The sequence below is a fragment of the Paracidobacterium acidisoli genome (assembly GCF_003428625.2).
GTDB lineage: Bacteria > Acidobacteriota > Terriglobia > Terriglobales > Acidobacteriaceae > Paracidobacterium > Paracidobacterium acidisoli.
In genome coordinates, this window is record NZ_QVQT02000006.1 from 189,354 (window position 1) to 211,916 (window position 22,563).

Genomic DNA, 22,563 nt, shown 5'->3' on the forward strand with positions numbered 1-22,563 from the left:
TTCGGGAGTCAAATCTCCGCTCGATCGCATCCGATCGAAGCAGGAGGGTCTTATGCCTGCCGAAAATACTGTGGTGCGTGACACGCTGATCGAATTTATGCGCGGCGGCAGTGCGCACGCAGACCTGAATACCGCTCTCGATCACTTCCCCGCGCACCATTACGGCACGAAGCCGGAGGGCGCGGCGCACAGCGCATGGCAGCAACTGGAGCATATCCGCATTGCGCTGCACGATCTGCTGGATTTTTCCGTGAACCCGAAGTACGTCGCGCTGAAGTGGCCGGACGACTACTGGCCGGCGGAGGACGGACCGGCGGGCGCGGAGGAATGGCACGCCTCGATCCGCGCGCTCAAAGCGGACCTGGCGGAGTTCGAGAAGCTGATCCGCAATCCGCAGACGAATCTGTATGCGGCGATTCCCTGGGGCGATGGACAGACCATACTGCGCGAAGTGCTGCTGGCCGGCGACCACACCAGCTACCACACGGGTGAGATTGTCGCGCTGCGGCAGCAGCTTGGCATCTGGAAGCCGTAGCGCGACGCTTACGCGTTAATTCATATTGAACGCGATCCGACGTGCCGCGCCCATCAGACGTGCTGCGCATAATCGCGCCATGCAGGCAGACCGAGCGAAGGAATGCCGGTGGCCTGCATGACGGCGCGGGCGATGGCGCGCGACATGACGACCGCGCCGATGGCTCCGATGGCGCTTTCATCGGCTTCGACCTTTGCGACGCCGGTGGAAAGCGCGAAGATGGTGTCTCCGTCGAACATGGTGTGCACGGGATTGATGGCGCGGGCATAGCCGTCGTGGGCCATCTGCGCGATCTTGGTCATCTGCGTTTTGGTGAAGGGCGCATTGGTGGCGATGGCGCCGATGGTGGTGTTGGCTCCGACGGAGCGGACGACGCGATAGCCTTCGAGTATCTGCTGCATGGCGTTGCGGAAGCCTTTGCCGTCTTCGGAGCGGGCTCCGGCGAGGATGCGGTGCGTATCGGGGTGATAGACGTCGCCGACGGCGTTGACGGCGACGATGGCTCCGACGACGATGCCGGTGTCGCCGACCTTTACGCCGGCGGTGCCGAGGCCGGACTTCATCGCGAACTTCATGCCGAACATTTTGCCGACGGTGGCTCCGGCACCCGCACCGACGTTGCCTTCCGGCACCTGGGAAGAGTTGGCAGCAACGCAGGCCTGGTAGCCGGAGTCTGCATTGGGACGGATGTGGAAGTCGCCGACGCCGAGATCCATGAGGATGGCGGAGGGCACGATGGGGACGACGCCGAGCGGTCCGATGGGATAACCGAGCTTGTGCTCCTCGAGCCAGCGCATGACGCCGGTGGCGACGTCGAGGCCGTAGGCGCTGCCTCCGGAGAGGACGATGGCGTTGACCTTGTCGACGGCATTGATGGGATTGAGGAGATCGGTCTCGCGGGTTCCGGGAGCGGAGCCGCGCACGTCGACGCCTGCGGTGGCGCCTTCTCCGCAGAGGATGACGGTGCAGCCGGTGGGGCGCTCGGTGAGGGTGTGATGGCCGACCTGGATGCCGGGGACATCGGTGATGGAGCCGCCGTAAGGATTTGTAACCGTATCGGTATCAAAAGGAGCTTCGGCCAGGCCGAGTGCGGGAAATGCGGCGGCGGCGAGCGGAAGGCTGAGGAGGGTGCGGCTGAAATCACGACGCTTCATTTTGCGGTCTCCACGGAGGTTGTGTTGCTGAGCGCGGCTGGCGCGGGATGCAGGATGCGAAAGGCGAGCATGACGATGGCGGAGGTAAGGATTCCGATGGCCGGAGGGGAGAGTATCCACCAGCCCTGTCCGTTCGTGAGCCGCATGGAGGCCAGAGTGGCCACGAGCGCGGCGGCGATGCTGCTGAGCGCGGCGGAGGAGAGCACGCGGCGCGAATAGAGTCCGGCGATGACGGGAACAAAGAGCGAGACGGAGAGCAGGCCGTAGAAGATCTGCACGGCGGCAAGGATGTTGGGCAGTTGTATGGCGAAGAGGATTCCGGCGAGACCGGCAAAGACGGATGCAAGACGATTGGCGGTGAGCAGGCGACGCTCGGTGACGTTCGGATTGAGAAATGTTTTGTAGAGATCGATGGCGAGCGAAGTGGAGAGCATGAAGAGGATGGCTCCGGTGGCGCTGAGCTCGGCGGAGAAGATGGAGGCCATGGCCCACATGCCGAGCCAGGCGGGGAGAAGCATCTTCATGGCGGCGGGAAGAGCGAGATCGGACGAGGCCAGATGCGGCGCGGCAACGAAGACGCAGATGCCGAGGATGGCGGGCACAAAGGCGAAGAGGAGCTGCGCGACCGCATTGACGGTGATGCCGATGCGCACGGTCTTTACATCTTTTGCACCGTAGAGCTTTTGAACGAGGCCAGGCGAGATGATGAAGGACGGCGTGAGGATGGCGATGTAGCCGAGGATCTGTCTCAGTCCGACGCCGGTGATGCTGAGCATGAAGCGCCGGCCGGGCTGCGCAGCGACGGCGGAGGTAACGTGGGTCCAGCCGCCGAGGGCGTGGAGCGCAAAGGGCACGGCGAGGACGAGGCCGGAGAGGGTGACGATGAGCTCGAAGATATTGACGAAGGCCGATGAGACGAGTCCGCCGGCGGTGCAGTAGACGATGGCGACGATGCCGCCGATGAGGCAGCCGAGCCACTTCGGAGTTCCGACGGAGACGTTGAGGATGGTAGAGATGGCGATGAGCTGCGCGGCGAGAAGCGCGAGGGTTCCGACCCAGAGCAGGATGGCGATGACGGCTTTGACGGCCTTGTTATAGCGGAACTCAAGGTAATCGCCCATAGTGCTGAGGTTGTGCTCTTTGGCGATGAGCCAGAGGCGCGGGCCGAGGAGCTGCGCGAGGAAGAATCCACCGATGCCCGCGGCACCGACCCACCACCAGGCGGAGAGTCCATAGCGGAAGCCGAGGCCGGTGGCGTTGACGGTGGAACCGGCTCCGATATTGGCGGCGAGGAATGTGGCGAAGAGCATGCCGGGGCCGAAGGAGCGGCCGGCAACGAGGAAGTCGGACGAGGTTTTGACGCGGCGGCTGATGAAGAGGCCGAGGGCCATCAGAAATACGGAGTAGACGATCAGCGCGGTGAGGTAGAGGTTCATGCGCGCACTCCGCATTCTGCGGGGCGAGGGCTCAGAGCGCAGGGTGCAGGGCACAGGGCACAGGGTGCAGGACGCAGTTCCACATCAGCGGAAAACATGCAGAGGGGAAGCACCTGAATCTTCTTCGTGCGCATTATTCCGTTCCCAGAAGGCGGAGGGCGGTGAGCGCCATGATTCTGGCGGAGGTGACGACGTCTTCGATGCGCACATACTCGTCGGGCAGATGCGCCTGATCGAGGATGCCGGGACCGTAGGCGATGCACTGATGCACGTTGCCGATGCGGACGACGTGCTTCTGGTCGTAGGTTCCGGGGCTGGCGGTGAGAGCGGGGCGATAGCCGAGGACCTCTTCGGCGCCGGCGGAGATGGCGGCGACCAGCTCGCAGGCGGGGTCGGTCTGCACGGGATGCACGATCATAAGGTCTTCGAGATCGTAGCGAAATTCGGGATTTTTTTCGCGAAGGGTTTCGAGCAGCGCGCGCACCTCGCCGCGCACCTGCTCGAAGTCTTCTTCGGCGAGGAAGCGGCGATCGAAGATTGCTCCGGAGCGGTCGGCGACGCAGGGCGTCTGCGGGCCTTCTTCCGGCTGGCCGCCGAAGAGCGCGTTGACGTTGATGCTGGCATAACGCGAGCCAGGGGGCTCGACGGGCATGGAGGTTTTGCGCGTGGCGAGCGACGGCCTGAGGCGGCTGTTGACCTGGTGCAGAAATTCGGCGAGGTGATCGATGGCGCTGATGCCGAAGTGCGGCATGCTGCCGTGCGCGATGCGTCCGTGGGTGACGACTTTGAACCAGTAGACGCCGCGATGGCCGAGACAGACGCGGTCGACGTTAGTGGGCTCGGTGATGATGACGAAGTCGGTTTTATCCTGGCCGATCCAGCCGTGCCTGGCGAGATACGCGACACCGGCGAAGCCTCCGCTCTCTTCGTCGACGGTGCCGCTTTGCTCGACAGAGCCCTGCAGGCGGACTCCGGCGCGGCGAATGGCTTCGACGGCGAAGATGGAGGCGGCGATGCCGGCCTTCTGATCGGAGGCTCCGCGGCCGTAGAGCTTTCCATCGGCGATCTCCGCACCGAAGGGATCGCGGGTCCAGCCGGCACCGACGGGAACGACGTCGAAGTGTCCGTTGAAGTGAAGGCAGGGGCGCGGGCGCGAGCCCGGCATGCGTCCGAAGACGTTGATGCGGGGATAGCGCTCGCTGTGCTCGCTGCTGCCTTCGGCGGCGATGAAATGGGTCTCGTATCCGAACTGCCGCAGCTTGCTGCCGATGAGCTCGGCGCCGGCGGCATAGTTTTCGCCGGGAGGATTGACGGTGGGAATGTGCACGAGCTCGCGCAGAAAGGAGATCATCTCATCGCTGATCTCTTCGATCTGCCTGAGCACGGCTGCCTGCGGTGTATCGATCGACCGATGGTGCATGGTCCTTCTCCCCCGGAGATGAATTAGAGAGCAGCCCAGGAGCGGCGAAAGAGCGCGGCTCCGAAAAAGATACGGGCAAAAAGATACCGGCGCGGATCAGAAACTGATCTTAGCTGTGAGCTGCAGCCAGCGCGAGCTGCCTGCGGTGTTGTAGAGGCCAAAGGATGCGTTGGCGAGATTGTTCCAGGTCTCGTATCCGGTGGCGGTGAGAAACGGAATGTTGAAGACGTTGAAGGCGTCGGCGCGGAGCTCGAAGCTCCACGGGCCGGAGCCGAGGAGGCCGCTTTCGAGAAAGCGCGTGTCTTTGGCGAGCGACCAGTCGATGGTGGGAAGCATATTCATGCGAAAGGTATTGCGGCCGATGGTGCCGATGTTGCCCACCAGCGTCTGCACATATCTGAAGCCGCTGGAATTGGTGTCTGCGGGCAGCCCTCCCACACCGCGATCCTGCGGAGCGGGGATGGTGGAGGGGCTGCCGAATTTAAAGCCCTTTCCGCCGGGGTTGAGCGTGGCGCGGGTGTTGTCGCTGCCGGTGGTCTGAACGAGATTGCCGTCGAGGTTCACGTCGGAGATGGCGATCTGTTTTCCGGTGGAGGGATCGGGCGGGCCGAGGCGTGAGCCGGAGTAGAGGGTTGCGGGGGCTCCGGACTGCCAGGAGTTGATGGTGGAGAGGGTCCAGCCGCCGAGGAGATGGCCGATGAGGCCGAGCTGATTTTTATACCAGGGTAGCTGCCAGACGGTGGTGAGGAGGAAGCGGTTGGTGATGTCGAAATCAGAGGGGCCGTACTCGAGCTTGTGCAGCGCGGCTGCCTGCCCCTGCGGGAAGCTCTCTTCGTTGCTGATCTGCGCGAGGTTGTAGTCGGAGTCGTCGTCGAGCGATCGCGACCATGTATACGAGGCCTGCGCCTGCAGACCGTAGACGGCGTTCTGCTTCCACTGAAGGACGAGACCGTTGAAGTTGGAGCCACCGTCGGCGGCGAGCTGATCGACCTGATCGAAGCGCGGGTCGATGCGGTTGTTACCTGGGCCGTATTCCTGCGCGACGGTAGCGGCGCATGGACCGGGACTGGTGGTGGTGCCGATGCAGGCGGCCTCTTCAGCGAGAGATTTTGGAGCGGGCGGAGGCGCGGCGACAGAGTTGATGGGGCCGAGATCGGTGAGTTTGCGGCTGACGCTGCCGAGATAGTCGGCACTGAGCGCGGTGCGGCGGGCGAGCTGATACTGCACGCCGAGCATGTAGTTCTGCGTGTAGGGATTGGGCAGGTGCTTTGTGACGGAGACGATGCTGCCGAAGTTGGCCAGCGAGCCGAAGGAGCCGATCTGCGCGCTGGTATCGGAGACGATGGGCGCGGTGCCGTTGACGATGTTGTCGAAGCTGTTGCCTCCGGTGAACTGCGCGAGCGAGACGGTGTAGTTGAGCGGCGGGCCGAAGCGCGTGTTGGCGAGCAGAGCGAAGTTATGCGTGTCGAAGTAAACGCCGTAGCCGCCGCGTACGAGCAGCCTGTGATTGCCGGGGCTCCACGCGAAGCCGATGCGCGGCGAGACGTTGCCGTAGTTGGCGGCGATGCCGGGATTGCCGGAGCGGAAGGCTCCGAGCGGACCGGTTCCGGCGGCGCCTACGGTGACGCCCTGGAGTGCGGTATCGAGCTCGGAGATGAGGCCGTGAACCTCATTCAGAGCGCCCTGCACCTCATAGCGCAGACCATAGTTGATCGTGAGGCCGGGCAGGGCCTTCCACTCATCCTGCGCGAAGAAGCCGGGCACTCCCATGCGGTAGCCCTCGTAGGTTGCGCCGAAGACGCGCGACCAGGAGACGGGCTGCCCGGCGAGGTAGCTCTCGATGGAGTCGAAGGCAAAGGTGCCGCGAATGCCGCCGCTGGTGGTGCTGCTGGAGTTGTCCTGAATGTAGCGGATGTCGGCGCCGAATTTGAGCGCGTGGCGGCCGTGAATCCAGCTGAAGGTATCGCTGACCTGATACGTGTTGAAGAGACGGCCCTGGGGAAAGAACTGCGCCTCGCCGAAGCTGTAGTAGGCATTGAGAAAGTCGATGCGGGGAATGCCGGTGGTGTCCTGCGCGTTGAACTGCGCCGAGGAGCGGCCGTAGGCGATGCGCAGCTCGTTCACTCTGTTGCTGCCGTAGAGATACGTGTCCGAGATGTTGACGCTGTGCGCGCCGGTGTCGAAGTCGGCGCCGAAGCCGGGCAGGAAGTTGACGGTTCCGGCGTAGGGCAGCACGGCGGTTCCCTTGTTGAAGAGATAGCGGATGGAGAGCGAGTGATTGCCGGAGAAGTGATGATCACCGCGCAGCAGATAAAAGTAGCTGTCGTTCGGCGAGCTCATGGTCTCGGTGATGTTGGCGCCGGCGGCAGCGGCGGGAGCATTCGACGGCAGCGGCACGTTCTTCTGAAAGAGCTGCAGAGCAAGAGTGTCGGTGGCTCCGGCGAGCGCAGCGGCGGTGGGAACGGGAAAGGTGAAGGTGGAACCGGCGCCGCGGGTGCTGATCTTCTGAAAGCCACCGAAGAGGAAGGTGCGATTGCGCCACAGCGGTCCGCCGGCATTGAGGCCGTAGTTGTTCTGTTTGAGCGGAGTGGGCTTGCCGGTGGTGTCGAAGTAGCTGCGGGCGTTGAAATAGTCGTTCTCGACGTAGTCGTAGGCGGTGCCGTGCAGATGGTTGGTGCCGCTCTTTGTGACTTCGACGATGTTGGCGGCTTCGACGCCGTACTCGGCTTCAAAGGGACCGGTGATGGTGTTGAACTCGGAGATCATGTCGACGTTGGGCTGCGTGCCGAGCGCGATGCCGCCGAACTCCCAGTCGGTGATGTCGGTGTAGTCGAGCGATGCGGCGGTGGCGCGGGCGCGGCTGCCGTAGGCGGAGATGAGGCCGGTCTGCGCGCCGCTGACGGCGACGAGCGCGCCGCCTCCGCGAAGATAGACGGGGGTGACGCCGGGCTCGAGGGTGGCGAGATCGGATGGGCTGCGCGTGGAGGCAGGAAGCTGGCTGAGCTCGACGGAGGAGCGGCTGGTCTGCAGCTCGGGGCTGGTGATGCTGAGGTTCGATGCGGCTGCATCGACCTCGATGGTGGTGGTCTGCGCGCCTGGTCTGAGGGCGAAGCTCTGCGAAACGGTTTCGCTGCTGACGGCGGTGACGACGGCCTTTGTCTGCTCGAAGCCGGTGGCGATGAGGGTGAGATCGTAGCGGCCGGGCGGCAGAGCGGGAAAGACATACTCGCCGGCCTGTCCTGTGGTGAGAGAGCGCGCCTGACCGCTCTCTTCGCTGCGAAGCGTGACGGCGACACCGGGCAGAACGGCGCCGGTGGAATCGGTCACGGTTCCGGCGATGGTTCCTGTGGTGTATTGCGCCAGAGCGGTATTGACTGCCCCCGTCATACAAAAAGAAACAAGCAGCACAGCAGGGAGGTACCTGATTCGCATCGGTGTTCTCCGAATTTTTTATCGAGGACCGCTTTTGTTACAGGCCCCTGTTGCAGTTGTAACCGGGGAACGCGGACTGCGCCAAATCAGGGCCGCGACGATGCCGCCGGCACGCTGCAAAATGCGAACACACAGAACGAAGAAACTCTGCAGAAAGCCGCGAAATACGGGCACTGCAGAGCATTCGTATATGGATTGAGCGACACAGTACACCTGAGGGCAGAGACTGTCAACACTCGGTATACCGATGTGCAGCGTTCTTGACACAGCCGGATGCCGCTGATACACCAGAGTCCGCATGCAAACGATTGTCGAGCGTCTTTATCAGAAGGTTCGTCAGGACATAGTCGAGTGTGAGCTTTCGCCGGGGGCCGCGTTTTCAGAAGCCGAGCTGGGACGCCGCTACCACGCAAGCCGCACGCCGGTGCGTGAAGTGTGCCGGCGGCTGGAGAACGACGGACTGATTCGCATCATTCCCTTTCGCGGCTACGCGATCGCACCGCTGTCGGTCACGGAGTTTCACAACCTCGAAGAGCTGCAGATGATCTTCGAGCCTTCCGCGGCGGCCTTTGCCGCGGAGCGGGCAACGAGCGCAGAGCTGGACGAGATGGACCTGCTGGCCGAGTACGAGTACCAGGTCGGAGACCGGCAGAGCTATCGCCAGTTCATCCGGCAGAACTATCAGCTGCACTGCCTGATTGCGCGGGCGACGCGCAACCAGCAGCTTTACGACGTGGTGAGCAATGTACACGTGCGCCTGATGCGCTTCTTCTACCTTGGCCTGCCCTTCGATTCCTACGGTCCCGCGCTGGTGAAGGAACACGTGGGACTGGCTGCCGCGATCCGCGCGCGCGATCCGGAGATGGCGCGGCTGCGGGCGACCGAGCACATTACCAATGCGATGCAGCGCAGCGCGAGCCTGCTGATGAGCGCGCTGCGATTCGGCGAAGCGGTCTTCGAGCCGGTGAGGGACGAGCAGCGCCTGTCGGTTTCCGCGAGGCTGAGCGTAAAGCCGTGATGCGGTGACGGACCTGGAGAGAACGAAGGGAAGTTCTCTGCGGAATGGAGTGAGGGCGTTGTTCGATTACAGGAAGCTGTTCGATCTGTCGGGAAGAAAAGCTCTGGTGGTGGGCGCGGGAAGCGGCATTGGCGAAGCGGCGGCGCGGGGCATGAGCGCGCACGGCGCGGAGGTGATCTGCGCCGATATGAATGCGGACGCGGCAGAGCGCGTGGCGAAGAGCCTGAGCGAAACGGGCGGACACGGCTCGGCGCTGGCGCTCGATATTCGCGATGGCGATGCGGTACTGCAGACGATGGCGGCGCTGTCGGATCTGGACGTTCTGGTGAGCACGCCGGCGATCAACGTGCGGAAGCCGCTGCTGCAGATGACCGAGGACGAATTCGATCGCGTGATCGCGCTGAACCTGAAGGGGACCTTCCGGCTGATGACGGCGGCGGGGCGCACTATGGCGAAGCGCGGCCGAGGCAGCATCATCGCGATGGCCAGCATTCGCGCGCTGACGGTGGAGCCAGGCCAGGGCGTGTATGCCGCGACCAAGGCGGGCGTGCTGCAGATGTGCCGCACGCTGGCCGCGGAGCTGGGTCCGCAGGGAGTGCGGGTGAATGCGATTGGCCCAGGAGTGGTGGACACTCCGCTGACGGCACCGATCTCGGCGAACCGCGAATGGTATGACGCCTACGCGAAGAAGAGCGCACTGGGACGGTGGGCGCAGCCGCACGAGATTGCCGGAGCGGTGGTGTATCTGGCCTCGGATGCGGCCTCGTTCGTGACCGGAACGCTGACGCTGGTGGATGGCGGATGGACGGCCGTGGATGGGCGCTTTACGCCTCCGCTGTGAAGCGGCGGGTGTAAGCTCGGAGGGTTGGGATAGGCTGAAACCATGTTCTTTTCTGCTGGCGGCAGGCGCGGACGGCGCACTTCCCTCTTCTTCTCGCTGACCTCGCTTTCCTCTCTGGCCTGTGCTGCTGTTCTCGCTGCGTGCGCAACGGCGACGCTCTATGCGCAGAGCGCTCCGCCGGCGGCGGCAGCGCCGACGCACGCGGATATTCTGCGCGGCGCGTACGGGCCATACAGAGCGAACAACGACCTGCTGTTCTATCACCTCAGCGTGCGCGTCGATCCGGAGAAGAAGTTTCTCAGCGGCAGAAATACGATTCGCTTCCGCATGCTGAAGGACGGAACGAGGATTCAGCTCGATCTGTATCCGGAGCTGCAGATCGACAAAATTCTGCTGGGACAGACGGAACTGAAGTACGAGCGCGACGCGGGCGCGGTCTTCGTGGATTTTCCGCAGACGCTGCGCGCCGGGCATGTGTACTCGATCGATTTTTATTACTCGGGGCATCCGCTGTCGAAGGGAAGGTTCGGAGGGATCACCTTCGAGAAGGATGCGTCGGGGCATCCGTGGATCACGACCTCGTGCGAAGACGACGGCGCGAGCATCTGGTGGCCGAACAAGGACCAGTGGCGCGATGAAGTGCGCGAGATGGAGATCAGCGTCGAGGTGCCGAAGGGGCTGGTGGATGTATCGAACGGAAAGTTCCTGGGCAGCACGGACCTGGGCGATGGATACACGCGGTGGGACTGGTTCGTACACTATCCGATCAACAACTACGACGTGGCGCTGAATATCGGCAACTACGTTCACTTCTCCGATCATTTCGGCAAGCTGCCGCTCGATTACTATGTGCTGCCGGAGGATCTGGAGAAGGCGAAGAAGCAGTTCGCGCAGGCGCCGGGAATGCTTGCGGCCTACACGCATTACTTCGGGCCGTATCCGTTTGCGAAGGACGGATACAAGCTGGTGGAGGTGCCGTACTCGGGCATGGAGCACCAGAGCGCGGTGGCGTACGGCAACCAGTTCCGGAACGGATACCTGGGGCGCGACTGGACGGGGACCGGCATCAGCCTGAAGTTCGACTTCATCATCATTCACGAGAGCGGGCATGAATGGTTCGGCAACAGCATTACGGCGCAGGACCGCTCGGATATGTGGGTCCACGAGGGATGGACGACGTATCTGGAGGGGCTGTATGTCGAGTACCGGTGGGGGCACGACGACGCGATCCGCTATCTAGACGGGCTGAAGCCGAAGATCAAAAATCAGCGGCCGATCATTCAGGAGCGCGGCGTGAATGCGACGCCTCCCGAGGATCAGTACTTCAAGGGCGCGCTGATGCTGAATACGCTGCGCAGCGTGGTGGACAACGATCCACGCTGGTTCCGGCTGATTCACGACTTCTATCAGCACTTCAAATATCAGAACATCATGACCGAAGACGTGGTGGCGTACTTTAACCAGCACACGGGGATGAATCTGACGCCGATCTTCAACCAGTATCTGCGGCATCCGGATATTCCCACGCTGGAGCTGAAGTTCGACGAGGCGGCGGGCACGGTGGCTTATCGATGGAAGGTCGATGAGGCGGATTTCGCCATGCCGGTGCGCGTGGGCACGAAGGAGCACTGGGAGATTGTTCATCCCACGACCACGTGGCAGACGATGAAGACGGACCTGAACAAAGACACGTTCGAAGTGGCGACCGATCTGTACTACGTGAACGTGAGCAGGCAGTGAAGATTGAGAAGTGTCTCAGTTTGAAAGAGGAGCACATCAGGGGCTAAAGCCCGGCTTATTTTTCCCGAGTTCCGGCACGGCTGAAGCCGTGCCCTGATACAAAGCAATTGCAACTGAGACACTACCGAAGATTGGAGTAGTTTCTACGACTGTAGTAGTTTCTACCACTGTGGCAGTTTCTCTTCAGGGGCTGAAGCCCTCTCTTTTTCCGGCTTTTACGGCACGGCTGAAGCCGTGCCCTGATACAAAACAATGACGGCACTGACAGAAAGACCGGTCTCCCACCCTTCACTTCGTGAAGGATGGGGCACCCAGGGATGTTGCCTGGGGAAGAAGAAAGCAGATCCCTCGACTTCGCTCGGGATGACAAGGGGAAGGTGTTTGGGATGACAAGGGGAGGGTATTTTCGTTTCCCTGTCAGAGAGTGAGCGGCTTGCTCCTCATCACGGAAAATTGATGTAGACGGGGTTGCTGAAGAGCAGCAGCCTGCCGCTGCTGTCGTGGACTTCGGCGCGAATCCAGTGGCGGCCGCTGCCGGCTGCGGTCCATGTGGCGCTGAGGGTCTGATCGGGCTGATCGATGGAGATGGCGGGAAGCGCGGCGGTCTCTTTGCCGTCGACAAAGAGGTGCAGCGCATCGTGCGCGCAGGCGGCGACGTGTACGGAGAGATGCACGGCTTCTCCGTTTTTGAGGACGAGGTCTTCGCCCATGCGGGCGTGCGCGGCTCCGGCCTCAGCGTCGATGTCGATGCGTTTGTCGCGTGAGCCGGTGAGGTCAATGAAGACGCGGCCGTGACGGATGCCGTCGAGGATGGCGGCGACGGAGAGCTCACGGGCCTCGACGACGGTGGTGGGAAAGCCGATGGAGTTGGGCGGCTGCGCGGGTGCGAGCGCGTTGTGACTGTCGCTGCCGCCGACGGCGGTGAGGCGGTGGCCGTCGCGAAGCTGCTGCTCCCAGAAGGCGTCGCTCGAAAAGAGCATGCTGCCGCCGTTGATGACTTCGACGCCGGTGAAGAGGCTCATGTCGACGGGCATGGGCGGCTCCCAGCGGCAGCCCATGCAGACCTCTCCGCCGGGCGCTTCGGCGTGATTGATGGAGGCGATGGCGCCTTTGGCGGCCACTTCGCGCAGGATGGCGTTGTAATCGCGACCATTGTGCGCGGCGACGCGATAGTCGATGGGCTGAGTGGTGCCGTAGATGTTGAAGTGTCCCCAGAAGGTGGTCATCTCGCGGGCGGGGATGAAGAGCAGCCGGTCGAACCAGGGCTGCAGCTCGCGCATCTCGTTGTACTGCGATTCGACGTTGTGGTCGGAGATGGCGATGAAGTCGAGGCCGCGCGAGGCCGCGGTCTGCGCGGTGAAGAAGAGCGGGCAGGGCACACGCCGGCCGCTCTGGCCGGCGCAGCTTCCGTCGCTGTGCGCGGTGTGCATGTGCAGGTCGCCGCGATACCAGCGGCTTCCCTGCTCCAGCGGCGCGAGGGTGAAGCTGCTGTCTTCAAGGTGCGAGTTGAAGCGGATCTCGGCGCGAAAGGTGGCGACGGAGGCGGCGCGAATGTTGGGCACGGCGAGCAGCAGATGCCAGCGGCCAGCGAGAATGGGGCCGGGCAGATAGGACGGCGTGGCGTCGGTCTCGCTGAGAGTGAAGTGGCTCTTGTTGCCGCCGCTTTCACCGCGGAAGCGATAGGGATCTTCAATGCCGAGATCGAGCGTGGTGCGGGCCTCGTGGCCGGTGTAGCTGAAATCGACGCTGATGCGGTGGATGCCGGCGGGCACCTCAAACGGAACTTCGATGTAGGTGTGGTTCTGTGTGCCGGTGACCTTTCCGCTGAGGACGAGGTCGGGAGGGGCGGGATCGTTTTGTGCCGGAGGGGTCTGCGCGGATGCGGCGAGAGAGAGTGCGAAGAGCGCGATGGGCAGCAGACGTGCGGAGGAGAGGCGCGCAGAAAGCTTCATACAGAGAATCTCTCAAAAAAAAGACCCGGGAGGCACGCGAGGTGCTCCCGGGTTAAGAGGGAGGCACAACTTTTACCAGTTGAGGCGGACAGCGAACTGCATGACGCGGGGATCACCGGAGAGCGTAGTGATCTGCGCGGCGCTGCCGCTGCTGATGTTGCCGCCGGGCTGGCCGAAGAGGGCGTGGTTGGCTACGTTGAAGACCTCCCAGCGGGCCTCGGCGCTCCAGCTCTCGTGGATGGGAATGTTGCGGATAAGAGCGGCATCGAAGGCCTGGGTCTGGGGTCCGCGCAGGCTGTTACGCGAGCCGTTGCCGATGACGTTCTTACCGGCATCGACGAAGGGGTTGACATAGCTTCCGCTCGAAGCTTTACACGCGCTGTTGGCGGCGGTGTAGAACCAGCAGTTGGTGCTGCCGAGGTAATGCACTTTGCCGACGACGTTCGGAACGGCGGTGGCATAGCCGTAGGGATCGAGCAGGCTGCTCTCGCTGCCCCAGCTCGCGGTGAAGGGATGGCCGCTGTAGAAGGTGTAGACACCGGAGGTGCGCCAGTTGCCGAAGATCCAGGAGAGCGGCCCGGAGTTCAGCATCTGTTTGCCGTGTCCGAAGGGGAGATCGTACACGTAGTTGGCCGAGAGACGCTGCGGCACGTTGAAGTCGCTGGGACCGTACCAGGCGGCGTAGTTGCGGCCGTTCGGCGCATCGCCGGAGTTGTTCTCGAGCTCTTCGGGCGTGTTGTCGAGGCTGCGCGACCAGGTATAAGCCGCGCCGAAGCTGAGGCCGTTGTGCATGGCGTGGCGCAGGCTGGCCTGCAGACCGTTGTAGTTGCCGAAGCCGATGGGGGTGGTGTATTCGACCTGGCCGAAGTTGGGATAGGGAATGACGCCGGTGTTCTGGTTTCCCTGGATGATGGGCTGGTTGTAGTCGTAGATCACGTCGAGGTGCGTGGATTTAGTGCCGACGTAGTCGACCTCAGCCAGCCAGTTGTTGCCGATCTGGCGCTGGATGCCGCCGCTCCACTGCTGCACCATCGGAGCGTGCGCGACGGGGTTGATGGAGCGGATGTGGAAGGCCTGCAGGCTGTTCAGGTTGATGGTGGAGGGATCGAGGTAGTTGGAGGGGAAACCGATCTCAGGCACGATAACCGACTGAGTGTTGCTGGCCTGCGTCTTGTTGATGAGGTTGGGCGGGTTGAGAGCCAGCTCGTCTTCGCTGCCGATGCGCTCGAAGACGGTGTAGTAGACGCCGTAGCCGGCGCGCAGCACGGTGTTGCTGTCGAGCGAGTAGGAGATGCCGATGCGGGGGCCGAAGTCGGTGGTGTTGGGATCGACCAGAGCGCGGTCGCCGAGCGAGCCGGATTTGGCGAAGACCAGAGAGCCCGAACCGGCGGGATTGAAGTTGGCCATGCGGTTTTTGCCGTCCACGGCCGGCGCGGCGAAGTCATAGCGCAGACCGAGGTTGAGGGTGAGGCGCGGCGTGACCTTCCAGTCGTCTTCGATGAAGCCTGAGGCCATCCAGAGGCGCTGATCGACGAAGAAGACGTTGGTGAGCTGGTCGGACTGGGTGGCGCCGAAGAGACCGTCGGCGTAGTCGCGGGCGTTGGTGGTGCCGCCCTGGGTGGCGGAGCCGAGGCCGGAGAAGACGCCGGTAAAGGTCAGATCGCCACGCATGCCGGGCTCATCCTGGAAGAGGTTGCGCATGGGCAGGAAGAGGGTGACGCCGGCCTTGAGGTTGTGGCGGCCCAGCTCCCAGGAGAGCGTGTCGTTGTACTGCCAGAGCATGGGAACCTGCTGCTTGGGCAGGAAGTCGGGCGATCCGACGAAGGCGTTGGAGTGGTTGGAGAAGGTGGTGAGCGGCACGCCGCCGCCGATGGATGGGTTGTCGGGCACGCCGGGCAGGAAGCTGCCGGCAAGCTGGCTGAGGCTGAAGGGCTGCTGCGAGGCGAAGGAGTAGTCGCGCACCCAGCCCAGACGGAAGTCGTTGACCATGCGCGGACTGAGGATGCGCGTCCAGCCGAGAACCACGCTGTTGCCCTTGAGGATCTGGTTGCCCCAGGCGGAGGTGGAGGTGCCGTCGGCGAGGCCGCCGAGATAGCCGGGGATGCTGCGGGTGCGGTTGAAGTAGTTGTAGCGCACGAAGACGGTGTCGGAGGAGGACGGCGCCCAGTCGATACGCGCGTCGTAGCTGTCGTTGAAGTCGGTCGATCCGCCGGTGCGGGAGTAGTTATTGTTGTCGGGGAAGGTCGACGAGCCGGGCTTGTAGTTCGGCTCCGGGAAGAGCGCGATCAGCTTAGCCACCGCTGTGTCGATGTGGGCGTTCGGATCGGACTGAAAGCTGTTGTTGACCAGCGGCGCCGGCGTGCAGGTCTTGATGTTGATGGGCTCAGGGCAGGTGGAGAGGTTGTAGATGGTCGGATAGGGACCGACTCCGGCCTGCGAGGCAGCGGCGGCGCTGAAGTCGCCGATGCGCTCGTTATCGAGCGGCACGGTGGAGATGCGCGACAGACCCTGCTTGATGCGGGTGCCCTCGTAATTGAAGAAGAAGAAGAGGTGATCGCGCTGGATGGGGCCGCCGAGGCTGGCTCCGAACTGGTTCTGATTGTCTTCGGCCTTTTTGGTCTGGGTGCGCTTGGTGAAGTAGTCGAAGGAGTCGAAGTACTGGTTGCGCACGTACTCATACACGGTACCGTGCAGCTTGTTGGAGCCGCTGCGTGTGTTAACGGAGACGACGGCACCGGGGCTGCGGCCGTATTCGGCCGAGTAGGGGTTGGTGATGACGTTGAACTGGGAGATGACGTCGACGGAGGGGTGCGCGGACTCGGTGCTGAGCTCCTGCACATTCTCGGAGAAGGTGTTGTTGTCGATGCCGTCGAGGATGAAGTCGTTCTGCAGGGAGTGAACGCCGTTCACGTTGAAGCTGCCGGTGCGTCCGGAAGAAGTAGCGCCTGCCTGATTGGTGTAGCGGTTGATCTGGACGCCGGGGACGGTGCGGAGCAGGTCGTCCCAGTTGCGGAGGAAGAGCGGCGTGCCGCTGATGGTGTCGCTGGTGACCAGGGTGCCGATGGAGGCGTCGTCCTGGGAGAGGCTCACGTTCTTCGCTTCGACGTTGACGGTCTGGGTGGCGGCGCCGACCTGGAGGTGGAAGTCGAGGCGCATACGCATACCGACGCCGATGGAGACCTCCTGGTTCAGAGTAGAGAAGCCGGCGGCGGTGACGGCGACGTTATAACGGCCGATGGGGAGGTCGGGGATGAGATAGTTGCCGTCGCCTTCGCTGTGGACGGCGCGGGTGTATCCGGTGGCGGGAGCGGTAACGGTTACGCCGGCACCGCTGACAATGGCTCCTGTGGGGTCCACGACCAGACCGCTCAGGTTTCCTGTATTGACCTGGGCCTGAAGACCGGCGGCCAGGAAGATCAGTCCGGAGAGTGCGGCGATGCTTCGGGGACGACACCGCATGCGCATCGCTGCCTGGGTAGTCTGCAGCGACAGGAAGATTTTTTGAACTGCGGTCGATAAGGTGTTCACACTGGCACTCCTGCGAAATATTTGTGGGGGATTTCGCCAGGATCAAGCTAGGACCGCACACTTTCGAGGAAAAGGGTTTACCCCTCGGGAAATCCCGTGTATACCCCTGGGTAAACAGAGGTTAAGCCATTTATAATTAAATGCTTACCGATGTCATAAATTCTCAGTGAACACGGTCTTTTGAAGGCGGAATGCGGGCGGCATTCATCGCATATTTACCAAAAACAGATAGCCTGGAAGTGCCAGGAAACCGCCGGCAGGACACTTCACCGCCTGGGTGAGATGGCTTGCGAATCGAGAAGGGAGCCTGACGATGAAAAGCGCACCGGTCTCTTTTCCTGCCATAGAGCCGGCCGGATACAGCCTTCATGACGATCCCCGATGGCAGCTTGTTCAGCGGATCGTCGCCAGCCGCCAGTTTGCGCGAGCGCCGCTGCTGTCAAAGTTTCTGCTGTTTGTGTGCACGGAAATGCTGCAGGGGCGCCAGGAAGAAATCAGCGAATACCAGATCGGCGTGACGGTCTTCGACCGGCCGCACGGCTACCGCACGGTCGAAGACAATATTGTCCGCAACTATGCCCGGCAGCTGCGAAAACGGCTGGCGGAGTACTTTGCCGCCGACGGGCTTGAAGAGTCCTTTCGGGTGGAGATTCCGCTGGGAGGGTATGTTCCGGCCTTTGCCGGGCGCGAGCCGCGGCAGCCGAAGGTCGTTTCCGGCCCGTTAGCGGTAACGGAGAGCCAGGAGGATGCGGCGGAGGCGGTCCGGAGCGGGGGCTGGCGGAAGTGGGCGCTCGGCGGGGGCGTGCTGCTGGCGTACTCGGCGATCCTGGTATGGGCAACGATGGTGGTGCGGGCGCGGTATCCGGAGACGCACCTGCCGCCGGAGCCTTCGCAGCTTTTGTGGTCGGCGATGTTCCACTCGCCGCTGAGCACGTTTATTGTTCCGGCCGACTGCGGCTTCAACATGATTGAAGACCTTTCGCACCGGCAGATCTCGCTGGCGGATTATCTGAATGGAGATTTTCTGACGCAGCCGCTGCCGGCGATGGACGAACACAGCTCGAACGATCTGCGCACGCAGGAGTACACGAGCTTTGTGGACCTGGAGATCGTGTCGGCGCTGTCGCGGCTTTCGGAGATCGATCCGCGGCGGCTCTTTCTGCGCTTTCCGCGCGATCTGCGGCTGGACGACCTGAAGCGCGGGAACGTGGTGCTGATCGGATCGCTGGGGAGCGACCCCTGGGCCGGCGTGGCGCAGAAGAACATGAACTTTAAGATCGATTACCGCAACGAGATGCAGCAGGCGTGGGTGATCAACACCAAACCCCGGCCGGGCGAGGCGGCGGAGTACGTGAGCCACTGGAACGAGCCGGTACACCAGACGTATGCGGTGATCGCCTACATTCCTAACCTGAGCGGCAACGGGCACATTCTGCTGGTGGAAGGGCTGGACGTGGCAGGGACGCAGGCGGCGGCGGAGATGCTGCTGAGAAAAGACGCGCTGGAGACGGTGCTGCACGCGGCATCGCTGCCGGAGGGCGGACTGAAGCCGTTCGAGATTCTGCTGCAGTCGACGAGCATCGAGTCGAACGCGGCGAATACGCAGATCATTGCCAGCCGGATCGGCTGAGCGCGGTCTGCTGGCGATGGAGTAAAGAAAAGCCGGCCGGTTCGGATCGAACGATCGGTTTGATCGCTGCCTTCGATCTTTTTCGATCGCTGTTTTTCGATCGTTCCCGGCCGGGCTGAGGTTAGTGCGAGCCGGCGCTCTCCAGCTCGCGGATGTATTCGATGACGGCCTCGCTCCAGCCATCGATGTGGGTCCACGCGCCATAGCCGACACCGTTGCGATAGCTGGCCACGTTGATGATGTAGCCGGTTCCGCGAGGAGCGGGCACGCGGTCGTGCGACTGCTCATCGGTGATGACGATGATGCGGTCGTACGGCTCCCGGTTTTTGCCGCACGTCTCGTCGAGCCGGCTCAGCGCCAGACCGAGGTTGGTGCCGCTGTGCTCCTGGCTCGTCTCGAGCGCATCGCGCAGAGCGAAGCCGCGACGCGCAGGCACCTGCTTCAGCTCGTCGGAGAAGGTAAAGATGCTGATCTCCTCCGCGATCTCGCGCAGCAGGATGGCGAGGCCGTATGCGGCGTCGGTGCGGTACATCTCCGACCGCTGCGAGAGCGGCGCGACCATGCTGCCGGAGACGTCGACCAGCAGCGCGGTGCGGCCGGCGAGCTTCGCGTGCGCGCCCGGCTTCTCCGTGCTGACCGAGCGGAACATCGCCCGCTCCAGAGCCTCTTCCCACTGCGGCGCGTAACGCGCGGCGGCCAGGAAGCGGAACGGGAGCACCCAGCCGGTGTTCATCGCGCTGAGCGCGGCGAGCACCAGATCCTCGCCGACGCCCGCCTCCTTCATGTTGCGAAGGTTGCGGAGCAGAGCGAGCGCGCCCAGCCTGCGCTCGGTGAGCAGGCGCTCCCAGGTGGCGAGGCGGTCGCCGCCGGTGGAGAGCGCGACCTCCCAGGTATCGGGCGTGGCCAGCTTACCGTCGATGAGGCGCTTCCACACCTCGGCCTGCTCGGCATCGCGAGGACGCGCGTGGCAGAGGAAGAGGACGTCGCGCAGACGCACGGCTCCGGCACGGTCGTACTTGGCCAGAGCGTACTCGCCGAAGCGGGGGAAGGCCGCGGCGAGCCCCTTCTTCACCTGGCCGGAGAGCGGCGCGCGGCCGCCGGCCCAGTAGAGGGCGACGAACTCGGAGAGCTCGTCGGCACGCTGGATGACGCGGGCGAGCGTCTCAGCCACGAGACCGCGGTGCGTGGCGTGGCGCGCCATCTCGCGCACGAGCAGCAGCGGCGCATGGCGCAGCTTCATCTGCTCGCGGGCCTCGATGGCAAGCGCGGCGACACGGGCCGGCTCGACGGCTGGAACAAGGCCGCCGATGCGGCCGGCGATCTCGACGCCATCCTCGTAGAACTGGCTCTCCCAGAGCATGCAGGTGAGGATGCTGCGGCGCAGCATCTGCTCCGGCGTAAGCGTGACGGCCGGCGCGCCTTCATGCGTACGGAAGAGATTTCGCGCCGGTGCCGGATGGCCCAGCTTCAGAATATTCAAACGCGCCATAGTGTTTCTCCTTTCGCGACTTAGCCCGGCTTTTTCTTCGGCTAAGTGCCGCTTACTTTTGTTTGGCCAGGTTCGGCCTATTTTCGTTATCGCCGGGGAATAAGCGGCTGCGGATGTGTTGCCGAGCTACGCGGGCTTTCGCTCGCGGCAGGGATCGAACCTGCACCTCCGCGTTTTAAGCGGCGCTCTGCCGTTGAAGTATCCGCAGCCTGCGCCACCGGCGAGGGTTGGGGTTGCGGCGTTCTGTGAGAAGACCGGGGCTGAAGCCCTTTGTGTTTCGGGCTGCAGTCACCGGGCTGAAGCCCGGTGCTTCTACCGGAAAACTTCTCTTCTTCGCCAATATTGCCTGGGGGTCCGGCGGACTACTCTTCGTCTTCCGCCGAAACCTCGGTTTCTGTTTTGTCCGCCGTGGTTACGCTGGTGCGGACCTTGAAGCCGACCGGTTTGAGGGATGCGGAAGGCCGGACATCAATAGCCAACTTCTCCATCTGATCCCAGTCAGGGCGGTTCTTATCGCCATAGGCCGAACATTCGTACACCTTAAACGGGAGCGCGATGTTCGGATGCACGTCGGTACAGATCACCAGCATCTCCGACTCGCGGTATCCGGTGATGATCTGAGCGGAGAGGCAGGTGCCGCACAGCGATACCGAACCTTTCGGCGTTCCACCTTTCACGTATAAGTTGCCCATAACATCCTCTTCTACCCGGAAGTGCCGGGAAGTTAGTGACCGGGGAACGAGCGAAAACGGTCTTTGAGGTGCTCTGCCATTGAGCTACACGAACTTACGTCCGCGACAGGAATCGAACCTGCATCCACCCGCTTAACAGGCGAAGTATCCGTTCTCTTCACCACCGGCCGAGATTGTTTCGAGCACGCATGACGAAAGAAAGCACCGGGGAATAGACGAAAAGAGTTCGGAGCCATGGACATCGCGGTACGTTGTGATTCAGGGCTGCGCCCTCGTCCCGCGATGTATCTGCTCCGGCAGGGTCTTCTTGGCCCTGCTGGTATTTCAGCAGAAGAAGTAACTCTTCTCTTTCGCCACCGGTGACGGCCGTATCTGCGCGCAGATATGCACGAGCATGCGGCCATGCTTTCTCAGGTCATGTATCACTGAGGGAACAAGCGAAGACAGTACGTTTGCGTGTCAATCGAAGGAACTGCCTTCTTCGCCACTCAGTGAAAACAGGTTATGCGTGCGATTGCGCAGGATTCGCCGTAAGCTTAGCGATGGGAGAGAAACCAGGCCCGGCGGCCGACGCAGGGATAGCTTCCCTGTTCCAGCCTGCGCATCGAGTTATGCGTTTTGTAGTTCATCGGGCGTTTCTCCTGTGCAGAAGTTACTTTGCCACAGGTAGTCTCGAAAAAGCAACTCTTAGTGAGAACTATTTTTGATTTATTTCCGGAGTAGCTTTGCTTCAGGGAGGTTTTACGCTTCTCGTTCGCGTTTTGGCAGAGCCGGGGCTGAAGCCCCTCTTTCTCACATCTTTATTCGCCGGGCTAAAGCCCGGCGCTTCTACCGGGTCTCGCTGGCGCGAGACGAGAAGTATTCCGTGGCTGAGTCGCACAGGGGCTGAAGCCCCTTCTTTGAGAGATCTTTTCGGCACGGCTGAAGCCGTGCCCTGATACGAAGCGATGATGCCTCCTATCTTTCGCTTCCCACCTTAGCTCCCACCCCGGCGCACGTTGTTCGCCGGGGACCCCGATTCGCGAAGGTGGGGCACCCGGACTCCCGGTGTGCCGCGACGAAGAATGCTCTACTCTGGAGAGATGCGGATTGGCGTGATCTCCGATACACATGGGCTGCTGCGTCCGGAGGCGGTCGAGGCGCTGCGCGGCTCCGATCAGATTCTGCATGCGGGCGACGTTGGCGATGCGGCGATTCTGGAGCGGCTCAGCGAGCTGGCGCCGGTGACGGCGATCCGAGGCAATGTCGATCGCACGGGAGCATGCGCGGCGCTGGCGGAGACGGAGCTGATCGAGCTGGGCGGCATCGGCTTCTATCTGATTCATGACCGCAATGAGCTTGACCTCGATCCGGTGGCTGCCAGCGTGGGCGTGGTGGTGAGCGGGCACTCGCATAAGCCGGCCGTCGAAGAGGGAGCGGGCCGTCATGCGGGTGTGCTGTACTTCAATCCGGGAAGCGCGGGACCGCGGCGGTTCTCGCTGCCGCTTTCGGTGGGCAGGATCGAGATTCGCGAAGGCCGCATCGAAGCGCAGATCGTCCTGCTGGAGGCAGGCGGGTGAGTGTGTAAGCGTTCCGGAATAAGGCGGCCCTGCCTTCACGGCTTCAGTAACCCGTTGGAGTGATCGCGGGCTTCCACACGGGTAACCTCGAAGGCCCCTCATCGGTGGTATTTTTTGCGGTTTCTCCGGATGGTACA

14 protein-coding genes are annotated in these 22,563 nt (G+C 62.8%); 6 read left to right on the forward strand and 8 right to left on the reverse strand.

The window, feature by feature from the left end:
- The first annotated feature begins 52 nt into the window (after positions 1 to 52).
- Positions 53 to 535, forward strand: coding sequence for a DinB family protein (locus D0Y96_RS16735; protein WP_117302197.1), 483 nt, complete (start codon positions 53 to 55; stop codon positions 533 to 535).
- A gap of 53 nt (positions 536 to 588) precedes the next feature.
- Here D0Y96_RS16735 and D0Y96_RS16740 read toward each other — a convergent pair whose 3' ends face one another.
- The 4 genes from D0Y96_RS16740 to D0Y96_RS16755 all read right to left on the reverse strand — a co-directional run bounded on the left by D0Y96_RS16740 (position 589) and on the right by D0Y96_RS16755 (position 7,977).
- Entirely contained in the window at positions 589 to 1,689 is a 1,101-nt protein-coding gene (locus D0Y96_RS16740) for a P1 family peptidase (RefSeq protein WP_117302200.1), read from the reverse strand.
- Positions 1,686 to 3,125: a sodium:solute symporter family protein gene (locus tag D0Y96_RS16745; protein ID WP_158562451.1), complete on the reverse strand. Its 1,440-nt coding sequence runs from the start codon at positions 3,123 to 3,125 to the stop codon at positions 1,686 to 1,688. The genes D0Y96_RS16740 and D0Y96_RS16745 overlap by 4 nt, the downstream gene beginning before the upstream one ends.
- Before the next feature lie 133 nt (positions 3,126 to 3,258).
- Positions 3,259 to 4,545, reverse strand: coding sequence for an acetylornithine deacetylase/succinyl-diaminopimelate desuccinylase family protein (locus tag D0Y96_RS16750; RefSeq protein ID WP_117302205.1), 1,287 nt, complete (start codon positions 4,543 to 4,545; stop codon positions 3,259 to 3,261).
- A 96-nt stretch (positions 4,546 to 4,641) separates the two neighbouring features.
- Positions 4,642 to 7,977 (reverse strand): TonB-dependent receptor, encoded by a 3,336-nt coding sequence (locus tag D0Y96_RS16755; protein ID WP_117302208.1) that lies wholly within the window; start codon positions 7,975 to 7,977, stop codon positions 4,642 to 4,644.
- Positions 7,978 to 8,275: 298 nt separating this feature from the next.
- Between D0Y96_RS16755 and D0Y96_RS16760 the strand changes: the two genes are divergently transcribed.
- Genes D0Y96_RS16760 through D0Y96_RS16770 form a run of 3 tightly spaced genes read left to right on the forward strand, consistent with a single transcriptional unit; the run spans position 8,276 to position 11,576 of the window.
- Positions 8,276 to 8,995 carry a GntR family transcriptional regulator gene (locus tag D0Y96_RS16760; RefSeq protein WP_117302211.1) on the forward strand — a complete coding sequence of 240 codons (720 nt, stop codon included), beginning with the start codon at positions 8,276 to 8,278 and terminating at the stop codon, positions 8,993 to 8,995.
- 58 nt (positions 8,996 to 9,053) lie between these two features.
- Positions 9,054 to 9,836 carry an SDR family NAD(P)-dependent oxidoreductase gene (locus D0Y96_RS16765; protein WP_117302213.1) on the forward strand — a complete coding sequence of 261 codons (783 nt, stop codon included), beginning with the start codon at positions 9,054 to 9,056 and terminating at the stop codon, positions 9,834 to 9,836.
- A 42-nt stretch (positions 9,837 to 9,878) separates the two neighbouring features.
- Entirely contained in the window at positions 9,879 to 11,576 is a 1,698-nt protein-coding gene (locus D0Y96_RS16770; protein ID WP_117302216.1) for a M1 family metallopeptidase, read from the forward strand.
- Between the two features lie 443 nt (positions 11,577 to 12,019).
- Here D0Y96_RS16770 and D0Y96_RS16775 read toward each other — a convergent pair whose 3' ends face one another.
- Both D0Y96_RS16775 and D0Y96_RS16780 read right to left on the reverse strand, forming a co-directional pair.
- Complete coding sequence (locus tag D0Y96_RS16775; protein WP_117302218.1) at positions 12,020 to 13,528, reverse strand: CehA/McbA family metallohydrolase; 1,509 nt, start codon at positions 13,526 to 13,528, stop codon at positions 12,020 to 12,022.
- 72 nt (positions 13,529 to 13,600) lie between these two features.
- The gene (locus D0Y96_RS16780) at positions 13,601 to 16,987 is read right to left on the reverse strand and encodes a TonB-dependent receptor (RefSeq protein WP_117302696.1); all 3,387 of its coding nucleotides are present in this window, start codon (positions 16,985 to 16,987) and stop codon (positions 13,601 to 13,603) included.
- A 382-nt stretch (positions 16,988 to 17,369) separates the two neighbouring features.
- Between D0Y96_RS16780 and D0Y96_RS16785 the strand changes: the two genes are divergently transcribed.
- Positions 17,370 to 18,686, forward strand: coding sequence for a hypothetical protein (locus D0Y96_RS16785; protein WP_117302221.1), 1,317 nt, complete (start codon positions 17,370 to 17,372; stop codon positions 18,684 to 18,686).
- 121 nt (positions 18,687 to 18,807) lie between these two features.
- Here the strand turns inward: D0Y96_RS16785 and D0Y96_RS16790 are convergent, their stop codons facing one another.
- Together D0Y96_RS16790 and D0Y96_RS16795 are read right to left on the reverse strand one after the other, a co-directional pair.
- Positions 18,808 to 20,175: a TROVE domain-containing protein gene (locus D0Y96_RS16790; RefSeq protein ID WP_117302223.1), complete on the reverse strand. Its 1,368-nt coding sequence runs from the start codon at positions 20,173 to 20,175 to the stop codon at positions 18,808 to 18,810.
- 362 nt (positions 20,176 to 20,537) lie between these two features.
- On the reverse strand, positions 20,538 to 20,867 hold the full coding sequence (locus D0Y96_RS16795; protein ID WP_199480413.1) for a hypothetical protein: 330 nt from the start codon (positions 20,865 to 20,867) through the stop codon (positions 20,538 to 20,540).
- Positions 20,868 to 21,949: 1,082 nt separating this feature from the next.
- On the opposite strand from D0Y96_RS16795, the gene D0Y96_RS16800 reads away from it, so the two are divergent.
- Positions 21,950 to 22,426 (forward strand): metallophosphoesterase family protein, encoded by a 477-nt coding sequence (locus tag D0Y96_RS16800; RefSeq protein WP_117302225.1) that lies wholly within the window; start codon positions 21,950 to 21,952, stop codon positions 22,424 to 22,426.
- Positions 22,427 to 22,563 lie beyond the last annotated feature (137 nt).

Bases quoted from the DNA above. Each gene is read 5' to 3' on its own strand.
- D0Y96_RS16775 (WP_117302218.1), bottom strand. From the start codon at position 13,528: ATGAAGCTTTCTGCGCGCCTCTCCTCCGCACGTCTGCTGCCCATCGCG.
- D0Y96_RS16780 (WP_117302696.1), bottom strand. From the start codon at position 16,987: ATGCGGTGTCGTCCCCGAAGCATCGCCGCACTCTCCGGACTGATCTTC.
- D0Y96_RS16800 (WP_117302225.1), top strand. From the start codon at position 21,950: ATGCGGATTGGCGTGATCTCCGATACACATGGGCTGCTGCGTCCGGAG.
- D0Y96_RS16740 (WP_117302200.1), bottom strand. From the start codon at position 1,689: ATGAAGCGTCGTGATTTCAGCCGCACCCTCCTCAGCCTTCCGCTCGCC.
- D0Y96_RS16785 (WP_117302221.1), top strand. From the start codon at position 17,370: ATGAAAAGCGCACCGGTCTCTTTTCCTGCCATAGAGCCGGCCGGATAC.
- D0Y96_RS16735 (WP_117302197.1), top strand. From the start codon at position 53: ATGCCTGCCGAAAATACTGTGGTGCGTGACACGCTGATCGAATTTATG.
- D0Y96_RS16750 (WP_117302205.1), bottom strand. From the start codon at position 4,545: ATGCACCATCGGTCGATCGATACACCGCAGGCAGCCGTGCTCAGGCAG.
- D0Y96_RS16770 (WP_117302216.1), top strand. From the start codon at position 9,879: ATGTTCTTTTCTGCTGGCGGCAGGCGCGGACGGCGCACTTCCCTCTTC.
- D0Y96_RS16760 (WP_117302211.1), top strand. From the start codon at position 8,276: ATGCAAACGATTGTCGAGCGTCTTTATCAGAAGGTTCGTCAGGACATA.
- D0Y96_RS16795 (WP_199480413.1), bottom strand. From the start codon at position 20,867: ATGGGCAACTTATACGTGAAAGGTGGAACGCCGAAAGGTTCGGTATCG.
- D0Y96_RS16745 (WP_158562451.1), bottom strand. From the start codon at position 3,125: ATGAACCTCTACCTCACCGCGCTGATCGTCTACTCCGTATTTCTGATG.
- D0Y96_RS16790 (WP_117302223.1), bottom strand. From the start codon at position 20,175: ATGGCGCGTTTGAATATTCTGAAGCTGGGCCATCCGGCACCGGCGCGA.
- D0Y96_RS16755 (WP_117302208.1), bottom strand. From the start codon at position 7,977: ATGCGAATCAGGTACCTCCCTGCTGTGCTGCTTGTTTCTTTTTGTATG.